The following is a 22,746-nucleotide window of genomic DNA, read 5'->3' as shown; positions in this document are numbered from 1 at the left end:
CTCTGCAATCGCGCTCGCCGCACTCGTTATCTTTTGGCTATGAGTCCTGAGCCTAGTTCAACAGCGTGGATTCTAACTGTTGTTTCCAGCATTGTATCGGTTTTGGTTATCGTAATTGGGCTGTTCTTTTCGTCTCGTTTCATGCATTTGCACGCCGAAAATCAAGTTTCCAAAGCGCTACTGGAACGGATTGAGAAAGAACTAGAAAAGAAAAACACACCGGTCGAAACGGACGCAAGATTAGCAACTTGAAGTGTCGATCCGTCAGGTTAGCCTTCGCTTATTCAGCTATAGCTTTTTTGAGCGACAGCAAAAAACAGCGTTCCGGTCAGCAACAAAACCGACCAAAAGTTGATATGAGCTATCCGTAGGCGATGAATGTTTGTTGTTTGCACATAGCTACCATTTTTTAAGACCCATGCCGCAAATGCAGCGAACGGCAGCTTGGCGGCCCTAGAAAAAGAAAAACGCCCGCCAAAGTGGCGGGCGTCTGAAATCTCAAAGCGGTGCGGTCCGACTTTAGCGGCGGATGCCCAGCTTTTTGATCAGGTCCTGGTAACGCGCTTCTTCTTTGCCTTTCAGGTAGTCCAGAAGCTTACGGCGCTGGGCGACCATTTTCAGCAGACCGCGACGACCGTGGTTGTCTTTTTTGTGGGTCTTGAAGTGCTCGGTCAGGGTGTTGATGCGCGAGGTCAGGATGGCAACCTGTACTTCAGGCGAACCGGTGTCGCCTTCTTTGGTTGCGAATTCTTGCATGACGCGTGCTTTTTCAGTGGCAGTGATCGACATCGGGGTCTCCTTCAAAGGTTAGAGTTGATGGCGCAGGCCGGGATGTCGTCCAGCACAGGCCCATGGAGAAAACCGCACCGATTCCGATGCGGATGGGCGCGTATAAGCGGAATTTTGTCAAATGGCAAAGGGAATCTGCGGCCTCAGATCATCTGACCATACTGTGCCAGTTGCGCTTCTGAAATCAGTTGAATATCGGCGACAGTCAATTCTTCTGCCCCGTATACCTGCGCCACCTCCTGACCGTTGATGATCACATGCGTCAGGTTGGTGTTGTCACTGTCGCGTTCTACCGAAATTTCGGGTTCAGTCTCTTCTTCCCAGGTGACAAGCAGTTTGTCCTCGCCGGGCTGGAAGCCCATGACGGTAACATCGTCTTCTCCCGGGCTCAGCACGATGTCATCCGCGCCCTGGCCGCCTGTCACAACATCCCCGTCCCCTGCAATAATAGTGTCATCACCATCCCCGCCGTTCAGAAAATCCTGTTCGGCCGCACCCTCTTCGATGCCGAACACAAAGTCGTCCCCATCGCCGCCAAAGATTGCATCTTCGCCCGCCGCTCCGACCAGAACGTCATCCCCGAAGCCGCCTTGCAATGCGTCGTCACCGGCCCCGCCGTCCAAAGTATCGTCACCCTGACCGCCATAAAGCTCGTCTTCCCCGTCACCACCGTCCAGAACATCGTTTCCGAAATGTCCGAACAGAGCGTCATCGCCCATGTCGCCAAACAGCAGGTCGTCATCCGCTTCGCCATGCAGGACATCGTTGTCCGGCCCGCCATAGATGGTATCCATCCCGTCGCTGCCATGCAGGACGTCATCCCCCTGGCCCCCGTGGATCGTATCGTCACCGCCATAGCCGTTGATCTGATCCACGCCGTCCCCTCCGGTGATGATGTCCGGGCCGTCTTCTCCGGCAATGACCAGATCGCCTTCGAATTCGGAAAGGACGATACCGGTGGACAGGGGTTCGACTTCGGTTTCGACGGGGTCTTCGACATTTTCGCCGATATCCAGGAATTCCCCGGTTTCGGCTTCGGATCGCGGCTCATCTTCGGGAATGTCATCTGACACGTCCTCGTCTTCGATCAGCATGTCGCTCATCGCGTAAGCTGCACCGCCGATGGCGGCCAGTCCGATCAATCCGGCCAGAAACATGGCACCCTCCGATGGCAGAAAACTCCGAGGGGATTGTCTCATTCTGCAGGCAGCAGCGTCAAAGATAAGTTGTTGAAAGGGTTAATACTTTATCACCACTGCTCAGGCTGTTGAGTGTAGGCGATGTAAAGGGGGTGCTTGGGGTGGCCGTCTTTGGTCAGACCCAAATGGAACAGGGGTTGACCCGTCTGACGCAACAACTGTTCAACTGCCGGGCCACGGTCCAGATGTGCGCCGTGGGTGCCCCAGGCGGCAATGACCCGATCGGCCCAGTCCACGCCATCCAGAATCGCCCTGTCATTTTCTGGTCCCACTGGATCAGTGGCAGCGCGCATCTTGCGCGGGTCAGTGTCGCGCCAGGCAAAGATGTTGGTCACCTGAAACGCGCCAAACCCCAAGGCCCGCGCGCGGCGCTCGCAGCGTTCCACCGTAGGGTCATTTACTGCCTCAGTCGCGGTCGAGGGGTTCAGCATCACAAACAATGCCTTCTGCCCCTTTGGATCCCAGACGCGGGTCAGGCTATAGCGATACTTCTCGCAATCGGAATAGATGGCGGTCGAGGGCGCATCGCCCTTGGTATGTGTTCGGGTGATCATGCCAACCGCCTAACACGTGAGTTAGGCGACGAACACCCGGCTCGGATGCAGCTCGCCTGATTTGTAGATTCCCACAGCCACCGCCTTGCCGTCCAACGAGGCCCAGGCTTCATCGCCGTATTCGACGTCTGATGCCATCACCATGCCGGGATTGCCGTTGCGCAGGCGGGTGGCGCCCTCCGGGGTGCATTTCAATTCGGGCAGGTCCGACAGGCCGGTTTCCAGCGGGTGCAGATACGCGTCCAGCGCGGTTGTCTTGGCCATATCGTCGATCTGTTCGATGGTCAGGCCATCTTCGGCCTCAAACGGGCCGGACCAGATGCGGCGCAGTTCCTTGACATGCCCGTGGCATCCCAGTGCCTCACCCAGATCGCGCGCGATTGAGCGCACATAGCCACCTTTGCCGCAGGTCATTTCCAACACCACGTGGTCTTCATCGGGGCGGTCGACAAGGATCAGTTCCTCGACCCAAAGGGGCCGAGCGGTCAGTTCCACATCCTCGCCATCGCGCGCCAGTTTATAGGCGCGCTGGCCGTCGATCTTCACGGCAGAAAACTTAGGCGGAACCTGCATGATGTCGCCCAAAAACGGGGTCAGCGCCTGTTTGATGTCCTCATCCGAAGGGCGCGCATCGCTGCTTGAGATCACTTCGCCCTCGGCATCGTCGGTATTGGTGGCTTGACCCAAACGCACGGTGAACGTGTAAGCCTTCAGCGCATCGGTGATATAGGGAACGGTCTTTGTTGCCTCGCCCAAAGCCACGGCCAGAACGCCGGTTGCTTCGGGGTCCAGTGTGCCCGCATGGCCCGCCTTTTTGGCATCCATCGCCCAACGCACCTTGTTGACCACAGCGGTCGAGGTCATGCCCGCAGGCTTGTCCACAACCAGCCAACCGGAAATGTCGCGACCCTTGCGTTTGCGTCCCATCTTGCACCTTGCCTTTTGCTGAGGCGCGCGGGTTAACGGATCACACCCGCCCTGTCAATTTGCAGGCATGTCCTCAACTACACCCACAATCGGTCCCAACGAGAATCCCAGATCCGAACGGTTGCCTGCGCGGTCATACATTCGTGAGATATTGCCGTCCAGAAACAGCGCGTTTGGGGTGTTCAGAACATCGCGAAACAGTCTGCCGAATTCGTGGAAGGTGACATAATCTTCTGAGATCGCAAAAACGGCCCGCGCGCCATTGGCACTGGTGCCAACACCGTTGCGGATATAGCGCGAGGTCGAATCGGGCAGAAAGCGCGGGTGCAGCTCGCCGTCGATCACCAGCATCGGGCCGGATTGGGTGGCAAAGCGGCAGTCCGGTGTTTGATCCACGAAATCCAGCGTCTCGAACACATCGGCGCGCCCGTTGCGGATGCAGAAAACGCCATTGGGCAGCAGGCCGAAATTGCCGGGGCCGGGGTTCGCGATTACCCGCATCTGCTCCTGCCCATCTTCGACATAATGGCCGACGGGCGAGCGGTCGTCGTGATACATGCCGGCGTTCATCGCAAAGGCCAGCCGTTTGCCCTCGGGTTCAAGCGTCTCGTTAACCGATGAGAAATGCCCCAACACTTCGCCGTCTTCACCATTCAGAAACAGGCGCAGATCCGCTGCAGTCGCATCGACCTCGCAGACGGTGTAGCGCAGACCGTCGTGAGTAACCTTTTCACACGTAACCGCAGAGGCTTGCGCGGCCCACAAAATCGCGCCCAATGTTGTTAAAGTACGGATCACTCGTCCAGATCGCGGCGCACCGCGTCCTGCTGGAACATGCGGCGGGTGTCGTCCAGACGGTCAAACGTGTCATCCAGACGGAACCGCAGATCGGGCGAGAACTTCAGGTTCAGTTTCTTGCCGATCACGCGTCGTAATTCACCTTTATTGCGGGCCAGCAGGTCGATCACGTCCTCTTGCCCTTTGCCGCCCAACGGCAGCACATAGGCCGTGGCGATTTTGAGATCGGGCGAGGTACGGACCTCACCCACGGTGATCGACATGCGGTTCAGGTCGGGGTCGTGGACATCTCCGCGCGCCAGAACTTCGGACAGGGTGCGACGTATCAGTTCGCCGACACGCAGCTGTCGTTGGGACGGGCCGGGGCCATCGTGGAATTTGTTCTTTGCCATATCCCCGATCTAAGCCCAAAGCGGGGCTTTGCCAAGCGGGCGCGAACGGGGTAGGAGGCTTTGAGCCGACTTAGCGAAAAGGACCAGCGCAATGACCCATATTCCGGGGATCGTTATCACAGGGGCTTCGGGCCGCATGGGGCAGATGCTGATCAAGACTGTCACCGACAGTGATCAGGCGCGTCTGGTTGGCGTGGTCGAGCGCAAGGGTCACGATTGGATCGATCAGGATGTGGGCACGGCCATGGGTGGTCAGGCGCTGGGCGTCACCGTCACTGATGATCCGCTGGAGGCGTTTGCGCAAGCGCAGGCGGTGATCGATTTCACCGCGCCCGAAGCGACTTTGGAATTTGCCGCTCTGGCTGCGCAGGCGCGTTGTGTTCATGTCATCGGCACTACGGGCATGTCCGACGAACAAATCGCGTCACTTGAACCGGCATCACGCCACGCCGTGATCGTGCGGGCGGGCAATATGAGCCTTGGTGTGAACCTGCTGGTGCAACTGACCAAGAAAGTCGCTGCCGCATTGGATGAAGATTTCGATATCGAGATCATCGAAGGCCACCACCACCACAAGGTCGACGCGCCCTCGGGCACAGCGCTGATGCTGGGTGAGGCCGCTGCCGAGGGGCGCGGCGTCAGATTGGCGGATGTGTCTGATCGAGGCCGTGATGGCATCACCGGTGCGCGCAAGCGGGGTGATATCGGCTTCCACGCCATTCGCGGCGGCGATATCGTTGGTGAACATGATGTGCTGTTCGCTGCCCCCGGAGAACGCATCGTCCTGCGCCATTTGGCCAGTGATCGTGCAATCTTTGCCCGTGGTGCCCTCAAGGCCGCACTATGGGGTCAAGGCAAGACACCCGGGCAGTATGACATGGTGGACGTACTGGGGTTGTAAGCCATAGACGCCCGAATTGTTGGCGCTAAGCTCTGATCTATGCGTTTACGTCGTTCCGGTCTGGCAACTGGTGTCCTGCTGGCACTATTTTATCTGACGCTGTTGCCGTTTGTGGCGCACGGGTTTGGTATGATCGGCGTCGGCCTGTCGCATGATGCGCCTGCGCAAAGCTATTTGTTTGCGGACGGTCAGAGCGTCGGCAACGCGGCGATGATTCTACATATCTTTGCCGGAACGGTGTTGGTAACGCTGGTGCCGCTGCAACTGGTCCGCGCCCTTCGGCAGCGCTTCAACTGGTTTCACCGCGCCTTGGGTGCTGTGCTGGTCGCGCTGGCTCTTGTGACCGGGATGGCGGGGATGACTTATATCCCTTTGCGAGGCACGATTGGTGGGCCGGTGATGTCTGCCGCGTTTTTCCTATATGGGATTTGCCTGTTCACCGCAGCCTTGATGGTGGCGCGCATGGCGCTTTGCAATGACCGCGCGGGGCACTGGGCCTGGGGGCTGCGGCTGTTCTGGCTGGCGCTGGGATCATGGCTCTACCGGGTGCATTACACGCTGTGGTATCTGCTGACCGGCGGCCTGGGGTCAGAGCCCGACTTCTCGGGCCCTTTCGATCTGGTTCAGAACTTTGCGTTCTACGTGCCCTATTTGCTGGCTGTGCAGATTTGGATCGTGCGCAAAGGGTCAGGGCATCAAGGGGCTTTGGTTAAAAGCCCTTGATCCTGTCTTCGCGCAATGGGCAGGCCAGGTACACACCGAACTCTTTCCCGATATCCGCGCTGACCCGTGCGTGAACTGCACCCTGCCGGTCGAGGAATCGTTGGTCATCTTCGACCGGGAATATCCCCTCGTGCCAGATGCCCGGGTGGATATAGAGGCCACGCGAGCCGTCGCACCAGAACGCCACCACCTTGTCGGGCGTCAGGTTGTCACCGGGCAGGGCCGCGGGGACGATGAAGGGTTTTTTGTCCAAAGGCCAAAACATCTGACCGCCGTCGGGGTGATAGTTCATGTGCCAGAGCAACACCTGATCACGGGGCGCGGTTTGCCGATCCGTCTGCGCGGTTTGCGGATCCGTGGACCAGCCAAGAACGTAATGCCCTTTGACGGCTTCGTTCTCGCCATACAGCACGTCGCCTCGCCAGTCACATTTGAACGTGCCTTCGACCCAGCCGCCTTCGTCGCCGGTGCCTTCGTCGATGGGGCGCCAACCTTGTTGCGGCCAGCGGACTATCTCGATTTCAAAGGTCTCGGGGTCATCGACCAGACAGCCATAGCCTTTGACCGTCTGATCTGTTGCGCGGATCAGAGGAACTTCGTGCCAGGGTAGCGAGGGCTTGGAACTGGCCTCGAAGATGTATTCAGGTGCAGTCACGACGTGCCCAGATGTTTGTCGACCATGCGCTGCACCATGGGTGCAAAATAGGGGAAATCGGGGGTCTCCATATCCGCGCGTTTACCGGCCTCATCCAGATAGCGAACCTGAATGATCTCTTTCAGGTTTGGGTTGGATTCGAATGCGACAACCTCTTCCGCGCTCATCGGGCCGCCCTGCAGTTCCAGCGTGTGGACCGAGGCAGTCGACAGGCGTTGAAAGTACTCGGGCTTGGTGGCGCAAAGATACCGTTTGGCCGCCACGTGATAGCGGCAGCAATCGGTGATGACCGAGGGGAAGAACTGTTCCAGTACCTCAGCGCCTGCGTCTTCGTGATGGCGGTCTTCGGTATCGTCGGGGTGATAAGTGCCGAATTCGGACGTAAAATGCCCGATGTCGTGCAGAAGTGCACCGACGATGATTTCCTCTGGCTGGCCGTTCTGCTTGGCGATGGTGGCCCCTTGCAGCATATGTTGGGCCATGGTGACGGGTTCGCCTAAGTACTCCTCGCCGCCGCGACGTTCGAAGATGTCACCGATGAAGGCCACGATATTGTCCCTGTTCAGGGTCGAGAAATCGGGTTTCATTCAGCCGCCTCCGGTTGTGTTATTTCCATCGCGGCGAGTGTGGACAGCAATCCATCCTTGTCAGCATAGCATCCCTGCAACCAGCGTGAGCCTGCACCGGAATAGCCCAGACGCGCGTGCAGCACGCGTGTGTTGTCGACGATAAAGCTTTCGCCCGGTTCCAGCTTGAACGACACGCCCATCGCCGGGTCGTCGATGATTCCACCCAATTGGCGGTAGGCAGCGTAATAGGCTTCCATCTTCTCAAAGGGGATATCGACGAACGGCGCGGAGGAGCGGTTGTTGAAACGGATTCCGATCAGTTCGCCATCTGGCGACAGTTCGATCATTGGGCGCCGCGACCGCAGGCAGACGCCGTCCGAGCCCTTGTATTCGAACCGCGCCGGGAAGCCGGCCAACAGGGCAAAACCCTCGGGGTTCTGATCGCGCAGCTTCTCGGCGGCGCGGAAGCCGTCGACCACGATGCTGTCACCGCCTTCGGCTGAATTCTCCAGACAATACAGAATTTGCAGCGTCGGCACCGGGTCGCGGTAGGGGTTATCGGTATGGGCCTGCAACCCAAGCCCGGTATAGGCGAGGTTGGTGGGGTTCACCTCGGTCCGCACTTCGAAATAGGGGCCATAATTGGTCTCGCGGACATAGCCAAACAGATCGGCCACCTTCAGCAGCGATTCCGGTTCGGTTGGGCCGCCTGTCAGCTTGGCAAACCCTAACTCGGCCACCGCCGCTAGCCAATTGCGCTTAGCAACCGGGCTGGCGTGGACCTCGTTCCAATCTCCGCTGGGGGCGTCGATGCCACGTTCCCAGGTGGTGATACCGGTGGCGATGCGGCCGAACTCGGCGGCTTGTGCGCTGTCATAACTGTGATCGGCCAGCCAGTCGGCAGGGAAGGTCACTGTCTTGCCCTCGGGCTGGAAGGTGATCACGAGGTCGCCGTTCAACACATCGGCAGCGCTGACCGAAATGTTGGCGGGGATGTCCCCGATAGTGATCAGGCGCTGACCGTTGCCGGGCGCGCGGGTGTCCGGGTCCAGCGCGTTGTCACGCAGCCAGATGGCGTGAAAGCGGGCTTGGCTATCGTCGGTGAAAGTCACGGTCACGACGTTGGTGTCATGAGTAGCGGTGCGCAGCATTGGGGATCTCCTGTTCGGCGCGAGCTTTGGTTGAGCAGATACGCCGTTCATGGCATTACGACAATTAATCCTTATTTCGTCTGAGGCTTGGAAAATCTTATGGCTAAGAAAAAGGTGGGATTACCGCCGCTGGACTGGCTGCGCGTGTTCGAGGCCGCAGGGCGTTTGGGCGGGTTCTCGGCTGCGGCCAAAGAGTTTGGTTTGACGCAGGCCGCTGTCAGCCAGCGGATCGGAAACCTTGAGGCTTGGTTGGGCCGATCCCTGTTCGTGCGCGAAGCGCGGGGTGTGTCGCTGACGGTAGAAGGCGAGAGCTATTTGCCTTTGGTGCAAGACAGCCTGCAGGCGTTGGAGCGCAACACAGAGGATCTGTTCGGCAAGTCCCCGCGTGAGTTGCGGGTGGCCGGGTTGTCATCCAATATTCATGCGCTGGTACTGCCTGCTCTACCTGTCTTTCACCAGTTGAGACCCAAAGTGCAGGTGATGACCGACTCGGTCGCACGTCGGTCTTCGTTGGATGAAGAACGGACCTGGCTGCAAATCCGATATGGCCGCGGTATGTGGGCCGGGCGCGATGCGGCCTTGATCGCGCGCGAGGTTCTTGTGCCCATGGCGGCCCCCGACGTTGAATGGGGTGCGCCTTTGATCGATCTGCGTGGTGAGCGCCCGGGGTGGCGGGAATGGTGTCAGAAATGCGATAAGAAGGATGTACCGACTTCCCAAATCAGTTTTGATTCAATGGAGCACGCAATCTCGGCGGCGCGGCGCGGCCTTGGTGTGGTGTTGGGGTCAGTTCCGCTGGCTTCTGCCGATCTTCAAGAGCGGCGGCTGCGCAGACTGGACCAACCTGAGCTGCAAACAAAAGAAGGGTACTGGCTGACATGGCCCGAAGACCGGGCGACATCCAAGAAACAGCGCGCTTTGATAGGCGACTTCCTCAAGGCACTGCGCGGCTGAGCGCCTAGAAATCAATGGCGATGCCTTTCTTTTCCCAATCACCATAGCGGGCGGGGTCAGGTCCGTCGCGCCCGCCCAGTTCTTTGGGCAACGCCTTGGCTTCGGCTTCGGACTTGCGTCGGCGTTCTTCCGCTTCGGCCAGCGCGCGCCGGGCGGCGGGGGGCAAATCTTTGCGGTCGTCACTCATGACATCGGGTTCCTTTCCGTGCTGTGTCTTGATATACGCCCGCGTCCGCCATTGGCAATGCGGGCGCAAGTCACAGTAAGGCGGTACCATGGCAAACAGCGCAACAGCAGCACGGCGCAGCGCAATCTATCTGCTCGATCAGGTTCTGGGTGAGGGTCGCCTGTTGTCCGAATGTCTCGCAGCGGGTGCATTGGACCGGCTGGGTCCCGAAGATCGCGCGCGGGCTCAACGGTTGGCGTCAGAGACCTTGCGCGGCCTGGAACGCGCCGACAGGTTGTTGGACAATCACTTGAACCGCACACCCGCCCTAACAGTCCATAACGCGCTTAGGCTGGGCACAGTCGAGCTTTGTAACGGAGAAGCCGCGCATGGTGTGGTGAATTCTTTGGTCGAGATCATTAGCCGCTCGCGCAAGCACGGGCGTCTTAAGGGCCTGGTGAATGCGGTTCTGCGCAAAGTGGCAGCCGAAGGCCCTGAAGCCTGGCCCAAAATGCGAGTCCCGCGCTTGCCGGAATGGCTTCGCAATCCCCTGACTATGGCGTGGGGCGCGGATGCCGTGGCCGGGATGGAGCAGGCGCATTTCGCAGGTGCACCGCTTGATCTTACCGTGAAGCGGGGGGGGATAGGTCCCTCGGGCGATGTGCTGCCGACAGGCTCAATTCGTCTGCAGGATGCCGGTCAGGTTTCGACCCTACCGGGATACAAAGCCGGGGACTGGTGGGTGCAGGATGCGGCGGCGGCTTTGCCCGTTCGCGTTCTGGCACCCAAAGCGGGCGAGACGGTTTTGGACCTTTGCGCTGCTCCCGGTGGCAAAACGATGCAATTGGCTGCGGCAGGAGCGGACGTTACGGCGTTGGATGTTTCAGAAGCTCGGATGGAGCGGGTGCGCGAAAACCTGCAAAGGACGGGTCTGACGGCGAAGGTCATTGTCGGGGATGCGCTGGAACATGAAGGTCAGTATGACGCGATCCTGCTGGACGCGCCGTGTTCGGCCACAGGTACGATCCGGCGGCACCCGGATTTGCCCTTTGCCAAGGATGGGTCCGAATTCGGCGGTTTGATCGAGCTTCAGACGCAGATGTTGGCCCATGCATGGGGTTTGCTGAAACCCGGTGGGCGTTTGGTTTATTGCACCTGTTCATTGTTGCCGGACGAAGGCGAAGTGCAGATTGAAGAGGCGCTTGAGATGTATCCGGACATGAGCGTGGATCGCGACGCAGTGAACATAGCGGGTGTTGATACGGATTGGATGACGGAAGAAGGCGGTCTGCGGCTGCGGCCCGATTATTGGGCGGATCAGGGTGGTATGGACGGGTTCTATATCGCCTGTCTGAACAAATCCGCCTAAGCGCACGCTTTTCGATGACTTGACGATCGACGCGGTCTATCGTTGGGTCTCAAGCGCCAGCAGAGCGCAAGGGGCAGAGTAACGCGAGACATGTCGAACTCGGACACCATGACCAGTCGATGGATGCGGTTTCAGAACCGTTTCTACGCGCGCCTGAGCCAGCGGCAAAAGGCGGTCACGGGATTTGTCGCACAGCCCGATCCGCGCACTGTCGGGTCGTTCGCACGTGGACGGCAATTGGTTGCCGGAAACCTCTTGTTTGCCGGATATCTGGTCGAGGCCGAAGATACCGGGCTCTGGGACGTCGTCGCCCCCAGCGCAGGTTTCGATGATGAACGCCACGGCTTTGCGTGGCTGGATGATCTGGCCGCAGTCGGAGACATGCGCGCGCGGGAAAAGGCGCAACGCTGGGTCTGGGGCTGGATCGAAGCGCATGGTCGCGGGCAGGGCCCCGGTTGGGTGCCTGACCTGACTGGTCGGCGGGTCATGCGCTGGATCAACCACGCGATCTTTCTGCTGCGTGGGGTGGATGAAAAGCAAAGCAGGCTGTTCTTCCGCTCGCTGGCACAACAGACATGGTTCCTGTCCAAACGCTGGCCGGCGGCGACGCCGGGCCTACCCCGATTCGAGGCTCTGGCCGGATTGGTACAAGCCGGTTTGGCGTTGGAAGGGTTGGAGCAGATGGCCGATCCTGCCCTGCGGGCTCTTGCCAGCGAATGCGATCGTCAGGTGGACGCGCAGGGGGGGATCCCCACGCGCAACCCGGAGGAGTTGCTGGAAGTTTTCACACTGCTCAGTTGGACAACCGCGGCGCTGAACGATCTGGGGCGCGGTGCGCCCGTCGCGCAGGTCAATGCAATCAAGCGGATTGCACCGACCTTGCGCAGCCTCCGCCATGCGGATGGCGCTTTGGCACGATTCCACGGTGGTGGACGCGGAGTCGAGGGGCGTCTGGAACAGGCCTTGGCACAAAGTGGCGTCAAGCATAAGGCAGCGACCGAATTGCCTATGGGCTACGCGCGCTTGTCTGCTGCACGCACCACTGTGATTGTAGATGCCAGTGCGCCGCCCAAAGGTGCCGCTTCGTTCAACGCGCACGCGTCCACATTGGCATTCGAACTGACCTCGGGCCGGCGGCCGTTGATCGTGAATTGCGGATCAGGGGCCAGTTTTGGCCTGGAATGGCGCCGCGCAGGGCGGGCGACGCCGTCGCATTCAACCTTGTGTCTGGATGGGTTTTCCAGCGCGCGGCTGGCAAATCCATTGCCGGGCCGCGAAAGTCAGGCGTTGGTGGATGCGCCGCAGGATGTGCCTGTCGATTTCGAAGACGCGTTTGAGGGTGTCCGCTTCATGGCTGGTCATGACGGGTATGCCAAAGTGTTCGGCCTGACTCATGCGCGGACCTTTGAGTTGCGATTTGATGGGCGCGAACTTGCAGTCGAGGATATTCTGCTGACTGCGACCGACAAGGCAAAGCGCCAGTTCGACAAGGCTATGGACGCTTCAGGGCTCAAGGGGATCGGGTATGATATCCGTTTTCACCTGCATCCGGACGTGGATGCGGCGCTGGATTTGGGCGGGGCGGCGGTGTCCATGGCCCTTAAAAGCGGCGAAATCTGGGTTTTCCGCCATGATGGCATTGGAAAATTGTCCGTCGAGCCAAGCGTTTACCTTGAAAAGGGGCGTTTAAAGCCGCGCGCGACAAAACAGATCGTTCTATCTGGCCGCGCAATGGAGTATGCGACCCGCATCCGGTGGACGCTGAGCAAGGCACAGGACACAGCCTATGCCGTGCGCGATACGCACCGGGACGAGCCAGAATTCGACTGACGCCAAAAGGACCTTTGGACCCATGACCGATCTTCACCCCGTGCGCCGCGCGCTGCTTTCCGTATCCGACAAAACCGGGCTGATTGAGCTGGGCAAGGCGTTGGCCGAGCGCGGGGTCGAGCTGCTGTCGACCGGCGGTACGGCCAAGGCGCTGCGCGATGCTGGGCTTGAGGTAAAGGATGTCAGCGAGATCACCGGTTTTCCCGAAATGATGGACGGCCGAGTCAAGACCCTGCACCCGATGGTGCATGGTGGCCTGTTGGCGCTGCGTGACAACGACACCCATGTCGCGGCAATGGACGAACATGGTATTGGCGCGATCGATCTGCTGGTGGTGAACCTCTACCCGTTCGAAGCCACGGTCGCCAAAGGTGCGGGCTATGATGAATGCATCGAGAATATCGATATCGGTGGCCCGGCGATGATCCGTGCGGCGTCCAAGAACCACGCCTTTGTAAACGTAGTGGTGGATGTTGAAGATTACTCCTCTTTGCTGGACCAGTTGGAAGAGAACTACGGCAAGACGTCGTATGGTTTCCGCCAGTGGCTTGCCCAAAAGGCGTATGCCCGCACGGCGGCCTACGACACGGCAGTCTCGAACTGGATGGCCGACGCTCTGCAGCTGGAGGCCCCTAAGCGTCGCGCCTTTGCAGGAGAGTTGAAACAGACTCTGCGTTATGGCGAGAACAGCCATCAACAGGCTGCGTTCTATACCGATGGCACCAACCGCCCGGGTGTGGCCACTGCCGTGCAGCATCAGGGCAAGGAACTGAGCTACAACAACATCAACGACACCGACGCCGCGTTTGAGCTGGTCGCTGAGTTCGACCCCACTCAGGGCGCGGCTTGCGCGATCATCAAACATGCCAACCCTTGCGGTGTGGCCACGGGCGGGACGTTGCTTGAGGCTTATAAGGCGGCGTTTGACTGCGACCGCACCTCGGCCTTTGGTGGGATCGTGGCATTGAACCAGCCGTTGGATGCGGAAACTGCGCAAGAGATCACCGGGATTTTCACCGAGGTCGTGATTGCCCCCGGAGCATCGGATGAGGCCAAGGCGATCTTTGCGGCCAAAAAGAATTTGCGCTTGCTGACGACCGACGGTCTGCCAGATGTATCGGCCGGTGGCAAAACAGTACGTCAGGTGGCCGGTGGTTTGCTGGTTCAAGACAAGGACAACGGTTTTGTCGGCATGGACGACCTGAAGGTCGTGACCAAGAAAGCCCCGACTGATGAGCAGATGCGTGATCTGCTGTTTGCATGGAAAGTGGCGAAGCACGTCAAATCCAACGCCATCGTCTACGTCAAAGACGGTTCAACCGTGGGCGTGGGTGCGGGTCAGATGAGCCGCGTGGACTCGGCCCTGATCGCCGCCAAGAAAGCTGAACGCATGGCAGATGTGCTGGGACTGCCGCAGCCGCTGACCATTGGATCGGCTGTCGCCTCGGATGCCTTCTTCCCTTTCCCCGACGGTCTTATGGAAGCGGCTGAGGCCGGTGCAACCTGCGTCATCCAACCCGGTGGATCCATGCGCGATGACGAAGTGATTGCCGCAGCGGATGAGGCCGGTTTGGCCATGGTCTTTACCGGCATGCGGCACTTCCGTCACTGATGCAGTCACGCCTGCTTCTCTGGGCGGCGCTGGCCGCCTTTGCGATCGACCAGATCAGCAAGTATCTGGTCGTCCATGTCATGCGCGTGGCCGAGAAACCAGGTGGCATTGATGTTCTGCCACCGCTGCTGGTTTTCAAATACGGTGAGAATCGCGGTATCAATTTCGGTCTGTTTCAGGGGAATTCCGACTCCGCGCGTTGGGTGCTGATCGGTATTTCGATTGCGATCTGTGTCGGCGTTCTTATCTGGCTCAGCCGTATAGCCGCATCAAAACTCATGCTCTTCTGCGCAGGTCTGTTGATAGGCGGCGCGCTTGGAAACGTGGTGGATCGGCTGTTATACGGCTATGTTCTGGATTTCCTGAACATGTCATGTTGCGGCATCAACAACCCGTTTGTGTTCAACCTTGCGGATGTGTTCATATTTGCAGGCGCTTTGGGGCTGGTTCTGTTCGACAGCAAAAAGCCCTCGTGACGCGCCGAATTATATGAGATAAAAGCGCCAGAAACAGGCTGGAGACACCTATGCGGATGCCGCGCGCCATATTTGTTCTGACTGTTGTCGCAGCGGTTGCGGCATGTTCGAATCCCGGTCTGCGGGATCTGGCGCCTCCGGGGCAGGGTCCGGATGAATTTTCTGTTCTTCCAGTCAAACCACTGACGGAACCTCAGGATTACGCCTTTTTGCCTGCTCCGACGCCGGGCGGTGCCAACTTGACCGATCCGAACCCGAACGCTGACGCCGTGGCAGCGCTGGGTGGCAATGCGGCTGCACTGAACCCGAATACAGCGGTGCCGTCGTCAGATGCGGCGCTGGTCACGGCCTCAAGCCGTTATGGTGTGCCACCTGATGCGCGTCAGGTGGTCGAGGCCGAGGATGCCGCGTTCCGCAAGCGCCGCGGTCGCTGGACCGGTTTGCGTCTGTTCCCTGTCGATCGTTATGGTCAGGTCTATGAACGGCAATCCATCAATCCCTATGCGGAAACAAACGCCGCGCGTAACGCTGGGATTGAAACGCCATCATCGCCTCCTGATGAATAATTCTTAACTTTCCGTCATCGGGCTTGAACCCGGGCCGCACCACCGTAGTTTGAATACCAGAAACGAAACGGAGGATGCCCCATGGTTCGGGCCCTGGCTTTGTCGGCTGCCCTGATCGCTGCCACCCCGGTTTTCGCCGAGGACGGGAAAGAAGCGGTCACTACATTCACTTTGGACAACGGCATGGATGTCGTGGTGGTTGAAGATCACCGCGCGCCGGTGGTGCAACACATGGTCTGGTATCGCGCTGGATCTGCGGACGAGCCGATAGGGGCCTCCGGTGTCGCGCATTTCCTGGAACATCTGCTGTTCAAAGGTACAGACACGCTGGCTCCGGGTGAGTTTTCGGCCACCGTCGCCGCCAATGGCGGCAATGACAACGCGTTCACATCCTATGACTACACCGCGTATTTTCAACGCGTCGCAGCCGACCGGCTTGAGTTGATGATGCGGATGGAATCCGATCGGATGCGGAACCTGCGGCTAAGCGAAGAGGATATTCTGACCGAGCGTGACGTGATCCTTGAGGAACGCAATCAGCGCACGGAAAACAACCCACGCGCCCTGTTCGGTGAACAGATGAACGCTGCGCAGTATCTCAACCATCGCTATGGCGTGCCGATCATTGGCTGGAAGCACGAGATGGAAGAGCTGGATATGGAGGATGCCCTGTCGTTCTACCAGACCCATTATGCACCCAATAATGCCATTCTGGTGGTTACTGGCGACGTTGAGCCTGAAGAGGTCCGAGCCCTTGCCGAGCAATACTACGGCGTGATCCCGGCCAACCCGGATTTGCCCGAGCGGGTGCGGTCGCAGGAGCCACCGCATGCGGCAGAACGGCGCCTGACCTACAAGGACCCGCGCGTGGCGCAGCCCTATGTGCAACGCAGCTATCTGGCCCCCGAACGCAATCCGGGTGAGCAGGAAAAGGCGGCAGCCCTGTTTCTTCTGGCTGAGCTGTTGGGTGGCAGCACCACATCATACCTGAACGAAAAGCTTCAGTTCGATCAGCAAAAAGTCGTCTATGCGGGCGCATTTTATCGCGGCGTATCGCTGGATGACACGACCTTTGACCTGCTGGTAGTTCCGGCGCAGGGTGTGTCGCTGCAAGAGGCCGAAGATGCCATGGATCAGGCGGTCGCTGATTTTATCGCTGAAGGTGTGAACGAAGACGACCTGAACCGCATCAAAATGCAGCTGCGCGCTGCTCAGACCTATGCGCGCGACAATGTGGACGGCATCGGCAACCGGTACGGCCGCGCCCTGACCAGCGGCTTGACGGTCGAAGATGTACAGGCTTGGCCCGACATTCTTCAGGCCGTGACGGGTGATGAGATCATCGCCGCTGCCCGCGAAGTGCTGCAACCCGAGGCATCTGTCACAGGTTGGCTGATGCGAGATGATGAGGTGACTCAATGAAACGGTTCCTTGCAACTCTGATTGCCTGTCTGGTTGCCCTGCCTGCCCTGGCCGAGATCGAGATCGAAGAAGTGACCTCACCCGGCGGCATCAAGGCCTGGCTGGTCGAAGATCATTCGATCCCCTTTACCGCGCTGGAGCTACGGTTTCGGGGCGGCACTTCTCTGGACGACCCGGACAAGCGCGGTGCTGTCTATTTGATGAGCGGTCTGATTGAAGAAGGCGCGGGCGACATGGACGCTCAGACATATGCCCGTGAGCTTGAAGCACTGGCCGCATCATTCAGGTATAATGCAGGCGACGACACCGTATCGATCTCGGCGCAATTTCTGACCGAGAACCGGGATGAGGTGGTCGAACTATTGCGCACCACCTTGCACGAGCCGCGTTTCGATCAGGATGCCATTGATCGCGTGCGCGCCCAGATACTGTCGGGATTGCGCTCGGATCAGACCGACCCGAATGAAATCGCAGGCTTGAACTTTGCAAGGATGGCCTATGGCGACCACCCCTACGGATCAGAAGGGAAGGGCTCGATCGAAAGCGTTTCGGTTCTGACGCGGGACGATGTAGTGGCTGCATATGACAGCGTGTTCGCCAAAGACCGCCTTTATGTTGGAGCCGTGGGCGACATCACTGCAGAGGAACTGGGCGCGTTGCTTGATGCGTTGCTGGCCGATTTGCCTGAGACCGCCAGACCCATCCCGGAAAAGGCTGACGTGACAATTCCCGGAGGTATCAGCGTTGTCGAGTTCGATACGCCGCAATCGGTGGCCCTGTTCGGTCAGGCCGGGATTGATCGGGACGACCCGGATTTCTTTGCTGCGTTTGTCTTGAATCACATCCTGGGTGGTGGTGGCTTTGAAAGCCGCCTGATGCAGGAAGTGCGGGAAAAACGCGGGCTGACCTACGGTGTGGCAACGTATCTTGTGCCCAAGGATCTGGCGTCTGTCTATCTGGGGTCAGTTTCGTCAGCCAACGACCGCATTGCCGAGGCAGTTGAGGTGATCCGTGACGAATGGGCCAAGGCCGCTTCGGAAGGTGTCACCCAGAAAGAGCTGGACGATGCCAAGACCTATCTGACCGGTGCGTATCCGCTGCGGTTTGATGGAAACGGGCAGATTGCCGGTATCATGGTTGGGATGCAGATGGAAAACCTGCCCATCGACTATATCGCGACACGCAATGACAAGGTAAACGCCGTGACGTTGGAAGACGTGAACCGGGTTGCCTCGGAATTGCTGGATCCGGACGGGCTGCATTTTACCGTAGTGGGCAAACCCGTCGGCCTTGAGACCACGAACTGAGCATGAGGGGGTGAGCGCGTCTCACCCCTTTTTCATGCTGCGCAGCATCTCACCCATCATCTGGCCGAACTTACCCGAGCCGCGTTGATACAGCGCGCCGTCGACAGCCAATACAGTACCGCTGATATAGCTGGCCAGATCCGAGCTGAGGAACAGGCAGGCATTGGCCACGTCCTGCGGCTGACCCCAGCGGCCCAACGGTACATCGCGGCGCAGCGCTTCACCGGCATCCGGGGTAGGGGCCAGGCGTTTTGCGCCTTCGGTGCCTTCGATGAACCCCGGCACGACCGAGTTCACGCGGATCCCTTCAACACCCCATTCCATCGACAGCGTCCGGGTGATCTGATCAACCCCTGCCTTCGCGGCACAGACATGAGCTTGACCCTCATAAGGCAGGTAAGATTGCGGAGCCGAGATGTTGATGATGCTGGCACCGGGGCGTTTCAAGAAAGGATACGCCCCTTTCATCACATGGATTGTACCCATCAGGTCAATGTCGATCACGGTCTTGAACGCGTTGACCGACATCTCGGATGCCAGCGCCGGGAAGTTTCCTGCCGCGCCAGAAACCAGCACGTCGAAATCACCATAGGCGTCGTGAAACTGTTTCAGACCAGCGGCCACAGCATCCGGATCACGCACGTCAAAGGCCGCCCCGATGGCGTCCTGTGCGCCTGCGGCTTTCAGCGCGGCCACGGTGTCGTCCACCTTTTCCTGTGAACGGCTGGCGACGGCCAGTTTGGCACCCGAGGCTGCAAAAGCCTCGGCAATGCCACGGTTGATACCGCTGGTGCCGCCAATGACGATGACGGTTTGTCCTGCAAAGTTCATATGGGCCTCCCGTGATGCGCGGGGGCCCTACTCGCCGTAGGGCACCCAGATGTTTTTCACTTCGGTTGCAGCCTGTAGGAAGCGGCGGGAATGGTCCACGCTCCAGTCAAATGCCGTCGCGTTATTAACCCAGGTCCGTTTCAGGTTCCCGGCCGAGACTGTCTCGATCTCTTTCGAAAGGTCAGTTGACGAGAAGGACCAGACCGCGTCCACGTTCAGATGCGAGGCTAGAGGTTTCGCCAGTTCCGCGTGGCTGCCTGTCAAGATGTTGACCACGCCTGCGGGGACGTCCGAGGTCTCCAGAATCTGGTAGAAATCCGTTGCTGCCAGCGGGTAGGGCTCGGATGCCGCCAGAACCACCCGGTTGCCCATAGCAATCGCAGGCGCCATCGCCGAGATCAGACCCAACAGAGGCGCTTCGTCCGCGCAGAGCGCACCGATGACGCCCACGGGTTCCTTCATGGCAATAGCCACGCCCCGGATCGGAACGCCATGCACCTGACCGTCATATTTGTCGGCCCAGGCAGCTGCGGTGAACAGGCGTTGGATCGAGGTTTCGACCTCTTTCGCGCCATCCTTCTTGCCGGTCATGGCGTCGATGCGCGCGGCGAATTCACTCGCACGGGCCGAGAGGTTCTCGCCGATGTAATACAGAATCTGTGCCCGCAGATGGCCGGTGGTCTTGGACCAGCCTATGGCACCCGCTGCGGCCTCAACGGCGTTGCGCACGTCTTTGCGGTTGGCCAGACCCACGTGGCCCAGCAGGCCGGACTTGCCCCAGACGGGTTTGGAATACCCACCATCGGGCCGCGCCTGCTTGCCGCCGACATACATCTTGGCAGTGCGGTCAATCGGATCGACCGGGGACCCTTCGCCCATTGACGCTTCGACCTTCGCAAGAGGTTTGGCCTTATCCTTGGGTTTGGTGTAAGCCGTCAGACCTTCCCAGCCGCCTTCGCGGCCAAAGCCACTTTCGCGCACGCCGCCGAAGCCTGCGGCGGCATCGAACAGGTTGGTGGCATTCACCCAAACCACGCCTGCAACCAGCTTGGGCGCGATGTCCAGCGCAAGGTTCACATTCTCCGTCCAGACTGTCGCGGCCAGCCCGTAACGGGTGTTGTTGGCCAGTTCGACCGCTTCAGCCGGGGTGCGGAAGGTCGAGGAGACCAGAACCGGGCCGAAGATTTCCTCCTGCATCAGCGGGTCGGATGTCTCGAGCCCTGAGATCAGCGTCGGCGGGTAGTAGCAGCCATTTGCGGGCAGTTCACAGGCGGCCTGATGCACGTGACCCGCCGTGTTGCTTTCGACCATGCCCTTGATGGTCTGCAACTGAACCGGATCCACAACCGCGCCCACGTCGATGCATTTGTCCAGCGGATCACCCACCCGCAACCCATCCATCCGCGCGCGTAGCTTCTCGTGGAACCGGTCGGCGATACCTTCCTGCACCAGCAGGCGGGACCCCGCGCAGCAAACCTGACCCTGATTGAACCAGATCGCATCGACCAGACCCTCGATAGCGCTGTCGATATCGGCGTCATCGAAGACGATGTAGGCAGATTTACCGCCCAGCTCTAACGTCAGTTCCTTGCCTGAGCCAGCCGTTGCCTCTCGGATGCGCCGTCCAACGACGGTCGAGCCAGTGAAGGCGATTTTGTCCACGTCGGCGTTCACGATCATCTCGCCCACCGCGCCATCGCCGGTCACGATGTTGACGACACCTTTCGGCAGCCCGGCTTGCGAGCAGATGTCGGCAAACAACAACGCAGTCAGCGAGGTGTACTCGGCCGGTTTCAGAACCACCGTATTCCCCATCGCCAGCGCAGGTGCGATCTTCCATGCCAGCATCAACAGCGGGAAGTTCCACGGGATGATCTGACCACAAACGCCCAAAGCCTGCGCATCGGGCAACTCGGCCTCCATCAACTGCGCCATGCCGGCGTGATAGTAGAAATGCCTCTGCGCCAGAGGGATGTCGATGTCGCGCGATTCACGGATCGGCTTGCCGTTGTCCATGCTTTCCAGCACCGCAAACAGGCGCGCGTGTTTCTGCAATAGCCGCGCAATGGCATAGAGGTATCGCGCACGCCCTGCGCCACCCAGCTTTTCCCATTTCGGCTGCGCTTTGCGGGCAGCGGCCACGGCGGCGTCCACATCGGCCTGTTTCGCCTGTGTCAGCTTAGCCAACACCTCGCCAGTTGCCGGATTGCGGCTGTCGAAGCCTTTTCCCGGTTTGGTGAAGCCGCCATCGATATAGTGACCGAACTTGTCACCTTGATCGACCAGCCACGCCAATGCTTCGGCAGCGCTTTCAGGGGCAGGGCCGTATTCCATGGTCTCGAAGATTTCTTTGACTGTCATAGTTCTTTCCTCAGCCCATTGAGTGACGGTAGCCAGCCGAGTAGGACCCGGTGGCAAAATGTTCCAACTGCCGCTCGATGTCGCCCAGCAGTGACGACGCACCAAAGCGGAACAGGTCGGGCTCCAACCAGCGGTCGCCCAGCTCATCCTTGATCAGCGACAGGTAAACCAGCGCGTCTTTGGCTTTCGAAATGCCACCGGCAGGCTTGTACCCAACGCGATACCCGGTGCGATCATAGAAATCCCGAATGGCGCGGATCATGACCAGCGATACGGGCAGGGTGGCGTTGACGCTTTCCTTGCCGGTTGAGGTCTTGATGAAATCCGCCCCGGCCATCATGCAGACCAGCGAGGCGCGGGCGACGTTACGCAGGCTGCCCAACTCTCCGGTCGCCAGAATGGCTTTGACATGGGCATCGCCGCAGGCCACGCGGAAGGCCTTCATCTCGTCATACAGCGCCTGCCAGTCCCCTGACAGCACATGACGGCGCGAAATGACGATGTCGATCTCTTCCGCTCCGGCTTTTACGCTTTCCTCAATCTCGGCAACGCGCAGGTGGAAGGGCGACAAACCAGCGGGAAATCCGGTTGATACGGCGGCCACTGGAATGCCTGTGCCTTTCAGGGCATCCAAGGCAGTCTCGATCATGTCATGATAGACGCAGACGGCACCTGCCGTGATTGGCGGCATATCCATTGCCTGTAACAGCGATGACGACACAGGCTGGCGCGCCTTCGCACAAAGGCGGCGCACACGGCCTACAGTGTCATCGCCTGACAGCGTCGTCAGGTCGATCATGGTAACCGCCTTGAGCAGCCACGCCGCCTGATAATCCTTCTTGACCGAACGCCGCCCGGGCAGGGTTGCCGCCCGGCGCTCAATGGCCGAGGTATTGGCCTGAACGGCGCGGACCCAGTCCAGATCCAGTTCCATTCCTGGGTTCCGGGGTTCGGTTACTTGCGGCAGATGCGCGGTGCGCACGGGGCTTTCTGAGCTCTGCGTATCCATAGTCACGTCCTTTGGGAGGTTTGCGACAAATTCGCACGGCAGACCGGGGAATGGAAGGTGCTGCATGTAATTGAATGGTAATTTTTTGACCATTCGGACAAAAATAGCAGGCTTTCTTGCGAATAATTCGCATTAGCGTTGACTTAGTTGCGAATGGTTCTCATATTCAGTCTCAACAGGACGCA

24 protein-coding genes are annotated in these 22,746 nt (G+C 59.3%); 11 read left to right on the top strand and 13 right to left on the bottom strand.

Annotated features, from left to right (window positions below; translation table 11 throughout):
- On the top strand, positions 1–252 hold a 252-nt coding region (locus GOV89_RS22730), incomplete at its 5' end, for a hypothetical protein (protein WP_217352191.1).
- 267 nt (positions 253–519) lie between these two features.
- Here GOV89_RS22730 and rpsO read toward each other — a convergent pair.
- The 6 genes from rpsO to rbfA all read right to left on the bottom strand — a co-directional run bounded on the left by rpsO (position 520) and on the right by rbfA (position 4,659).
- Complete coding sequence (gene rpsO / locus GOV89_RS21870; RefSeq protein WP_171239078.1) at positions 520–789, bottom strand: 30S ribosomal protein S15; 270 nt, start codon at positions 787–789, stop codon at positions 520–522.
- Between the two features lie 143 nt (positions 790–932).
- Positions 933–1,946, bottom strand: coding sequence for a calcium-binding protein (locus GOV89_RS21865; protein WP_171178222.1), 1,014 nt, complete (start codon positions 1,944–1,946; stop codon positions 933–935).
- Positions 1,947–2,038: 92 nt separating this feature from the next.
- On the bottom strand, positions 2,039–2,542 hold the full coding sequence (locus tag GOV89_RS21860; protein WP_171178220.1) for a DUF1643 domain-containing protein: 504 nt from the start codon (positions 2,540–2,542) through the stop codon (positions 2,039–2,041).
- 21 nt (positions 2,543–2,563) lie between these two features.
- A complete protein-coding gene (truB, locus tag GOV89_RS21855; RefSeq protein ID WP_171178217.1) occupies positions 2,564–3,469 on the bottom strand; it encodes a tRNA pseudouridine(55) synthase TruB in 906 nt (301 codons plus the stop codon).
- A 54-nt stretch (positions 3,470–3,523) separates the two neighbouring features.
- Positions 3,524–4,267 (bottom strand): phosphodiester glycosidase family protein, encoded by a 744-nt coding sequence (locus tag GOV89_RS21850; RefSeq protein WP_171178214.1) that lies wholly within the window; start codon positions 4,265–4,267, stop codon positions 3,524–3,526.
- Positions 4,264–4,659, bottom strand: coding sequence for a 30S ribosome-binding factor RbfA (rbfA, locus tag GOV89_RS21845; protein WP_171093264.1), 396 nt, complete (start codon positions 4,657–4,659; stop codon positions 4,264–4,266). Before rbfA ends, GOV89_RS21850 begins: the two co-directional genes overlap by 4 nt.
- Positions 4,660–4,750: 91 nt before the next feature.
- Between rbfA and dapB the strand changes: the two genes are divergently transcribed.
- Positions 4,751–5,560, top strand: coding sequence for a 4-hydroxy-tetrahydrodipicolinate reductase (gene dapB, locus GOV89_RS21840; protein ID WP_171178212.1), 810 nt, complete (start codon positions 4,751–4,753; stop codon positions 5,558–5,560).
- A 39-nt stretch (positions 5,561–5,599) separates the two neighbouring features.
- The gene (locus tag GOV89_RS21835) at positions 5,600–6,283 is read left to right on the top strand and encodes a DUF2306 domain-containing protein (RefSeq protein WP_171178210.1); all 684 of its coding nucleotides are present in this window, start codon (positions 5,600–5,602) and stop codon (positions 6,281–6,283) included.
- Here GOV89_RS21835 and GOV89_RS23150 read toward each other — a convergent pair.
- Genes GOV89_RS23150 through GOV89_RS21820 form a run of 3 tightly spaced genes read right to left on the bottom strand, consistent with a single transcriptional unit; the run spans position 6,270 to position 8,658 of the window.
- The gene (locus GOV89_RS23150) at positions 6,270–6,938 is read right to left on the bottom strand and encodes an ureidoglycolate lyase (RefSeq protein WP_171178208.1); all 669 of its coding nucleotides are present in this window, start codon (positions 6,936–6,938) and stop codon (positions 6,270–6,272) included. The genes GOV89_RS21835 and GOV89_RS23150 overlap by 14 nt on opposite strands.
- Positions 6,935–7,525, bottom strand: coding sequence for an HD domain-containing protein (locus tag GOV89_RS21825; protein WP_171178206.1), 591 nt, complete (start codon positions 7,523–7,525; stop codon positions 6,935–6,937). The genes GOV89_RS23150 and GOV89_RS21825 overlap by 4 nt, the downstream gene beginning before the upstream one ends.
- Positions 7,522–8,658 (bottom strand): TauD/TfdA family dioxygenase, encoded by a 1,137-nt coding sequence (locus GOV89_RS21820; protein ID WP_171178204.1) that lies wholly within the window; start codon positions 8,656–8,658, stop codon positions 7,522–7,524. Before GOV89_RS21820 ends, GOV89_RS21825 begins: the two co-directional genes overlap by 4 nt.
- Positions 8,659–8,757: 99 nt before the next feature.
- Between GOV89_RS21820 and GOV89_RS21815 the strand changes: the two genes are divergently transcribed.
- On the top strand, positions 8,758–9,612 hold the full coding sequence (locus GOV89_RS21815) for a LysR family transcriptional regulator (protein ID WP_171178194.1): 855 nt from the start codon (positions 8,758–8,760) through the stop codon (positions 9,610–9,612).
- A 4-nt stretch (positions 9,613–9,616) separates the two neighbouring features.
- Here the strand turns inward: GOV89_RS21815 and GOV89_RS21810 are convergent, their stop codons facing one another.
- Positions 9,617–9,799 carry a DUF1674 domain-containing protein gene (locus GOV89_RS21810; protein WP_171178192.1) on the bottom strand — a complete coding sequence of 61 codons (183 nt, stop codon included), beginning with the start codon at positions 9,797–9,799 and terminating at the stop codon, positions 9,617–9,619.
- 88 nt (positions 9,800–9,887) lie between these two features.
- Between GOV89_RS21810 and GOV89_RS21805 the strand changes: the two genes are divergently transcribed.
- The 7 genes from GOV89_RS21805 (at position 9,888) to GOV89_RS21775 (ending at position 18,360) form a co-directional block, all read left to right on the top strand.
- Positions 9,888–11,147 (top strand): RsmB/NOP family class I SAM-dependent RNA methyltransferase, encoded by a 1,260-nt coding sequence (locus GOV89_RS21805; RefSeq protein ID WP_171178190.1) that lies wholly within the window; start codon positions 9,888–9,890, stop codon positions 11,145–11,147.
- Between the two features lie 90 nt (positions 11,148–11,237).
- Positions 11,238–12,977, top strand: coding sequence for a heparinase II/III family protein (locus tag GOV89_RS21800; RefSeq protein WP_171178187.1), 1,740 nt, complete (start codon positions 11,238–11,240; stop codon positions 12,975–12,977).
- Positions 12,978–12,999: 22 nt separating this feature from the next.
- Positions 13,000–14,589, top strand: a complete 1,590-nt coding sequence (gene purH / locus GOV89_RS21795; protein ID WP_171178185.1) for a bifunctional phosphoribosylaminoimidazolecarboxamide formyltransferase/IMP cyclohydrolase — start codon at positions 13,000–13,002, stop codon at positions 14,587–14,589.
- A complete protein-coding gene (gene lspA / locus GOV89_RS21790; RefSeq protein WP_171178183.1) occupies positions 14,589–15,065 on the top strand; it encodes a signal peptidase II in 477 nt (158 codons plus the stop codon). Before purH ends, lspA begins: the two co-directional genes overlap by 1 nt.
- Before the next feature lie 50 nt (positions 15,066–15,115).
- Entirely contained in the window at positions 15,116–15,631 is a 516-nt protein-coding gene (locus tag GOV89_RS21785; protein WP_171178181.1) for a DUF3035 domain-containing protein, read from the top strand.
- An 81-nt stretch (positions 15,632–15,712) separates the two neighbouring features.
- Positions 15,713–17,053: a pitrilysin family protein gene (locus tag GOV89_RS21780; RefSeq protein WP_171178179.1), complete on the top strand. Its 1,341-nt coding sequence runs from the start codon at positions 15,713–15,715 to the stop codon at positions 17,051–17,053.
- Positions 17,050–18,360 (top strand): pitrilysin family protein, encoded by a 1,311-nt coding sequence (locus GOV89_RS21775; protein ID WP_171178177.1) that lies wholly within the window; start codon positions 17,050–17,052, stop codon positions 18,358–18,360. The genes GOV89_RS21780 and GOV89_RS21775 overlap by 4 nt, the downstream gene beginning before the upstream one ends.
- Before the next feature lie 21 nt (positions 18,361–18,381).
- Here the strand turns inward: GOV89_RS21775 and GOV89_RS21770 are convergent, their stop codons facing one another.
- From GOV89_RS21770 to deoC, 3 genes are read right to left on the bottom strand one after another with little or no spacing between them, the layout of a single operon-like run.
- Positions 18,382–19,191: an SDR family oxidoreductase gene (locus GOV89_RS21770; RefSeq protein WP_171178175.1), complete on the bottom strand. Its 810-nt coding sequence runs from the start codon at positions 19,189–19,191 to the stop codon at positions 18,382–18,384.
- A 27-nt stretch (positions 19,192–19,218) separates the two neighbouring features.
- A complete protein-coding gene (locus GOV89_RS21765; RefSeq protein WP_171178173.1) occupies positions 19,219–21,552 on the bottom strand; it encodes an aldehyde dehydrogenase family protein in 2,334 nt (777 codons plus the stop codon).
- Positions 21,553–21,562: 10 nt separating this feature from the next.
- On the bottom strand, positions 21,563–22,561 hold the full coding sequence (gene deoC / locus GOV89_RS21760) for a deoxyribose-phosphate aldolase (protein ID WP_171239077.1): 999 nt from the start codon (positions 22,559–22,561) through the stop codon (positions 21,563–21,565).
- Positions 22,562–22,746 lie beyond the last annotated feature (185 nt).

The organism is Ruegeria sp. HKCCA5763, from assembly GCF_013034545.1.
In the GTDB taxonomy this organism is placed as follows: domain Bacteria; phylum Pseudomonadota; class Alphaproteobacteria; order Rhodobacterales; family Rhodobacteraceae; genus Ruegeria.
Note: the sequence above shows the minus strand (reverse complement) of the source record. Positions and strands in the feature narration are given on the sequence as shown.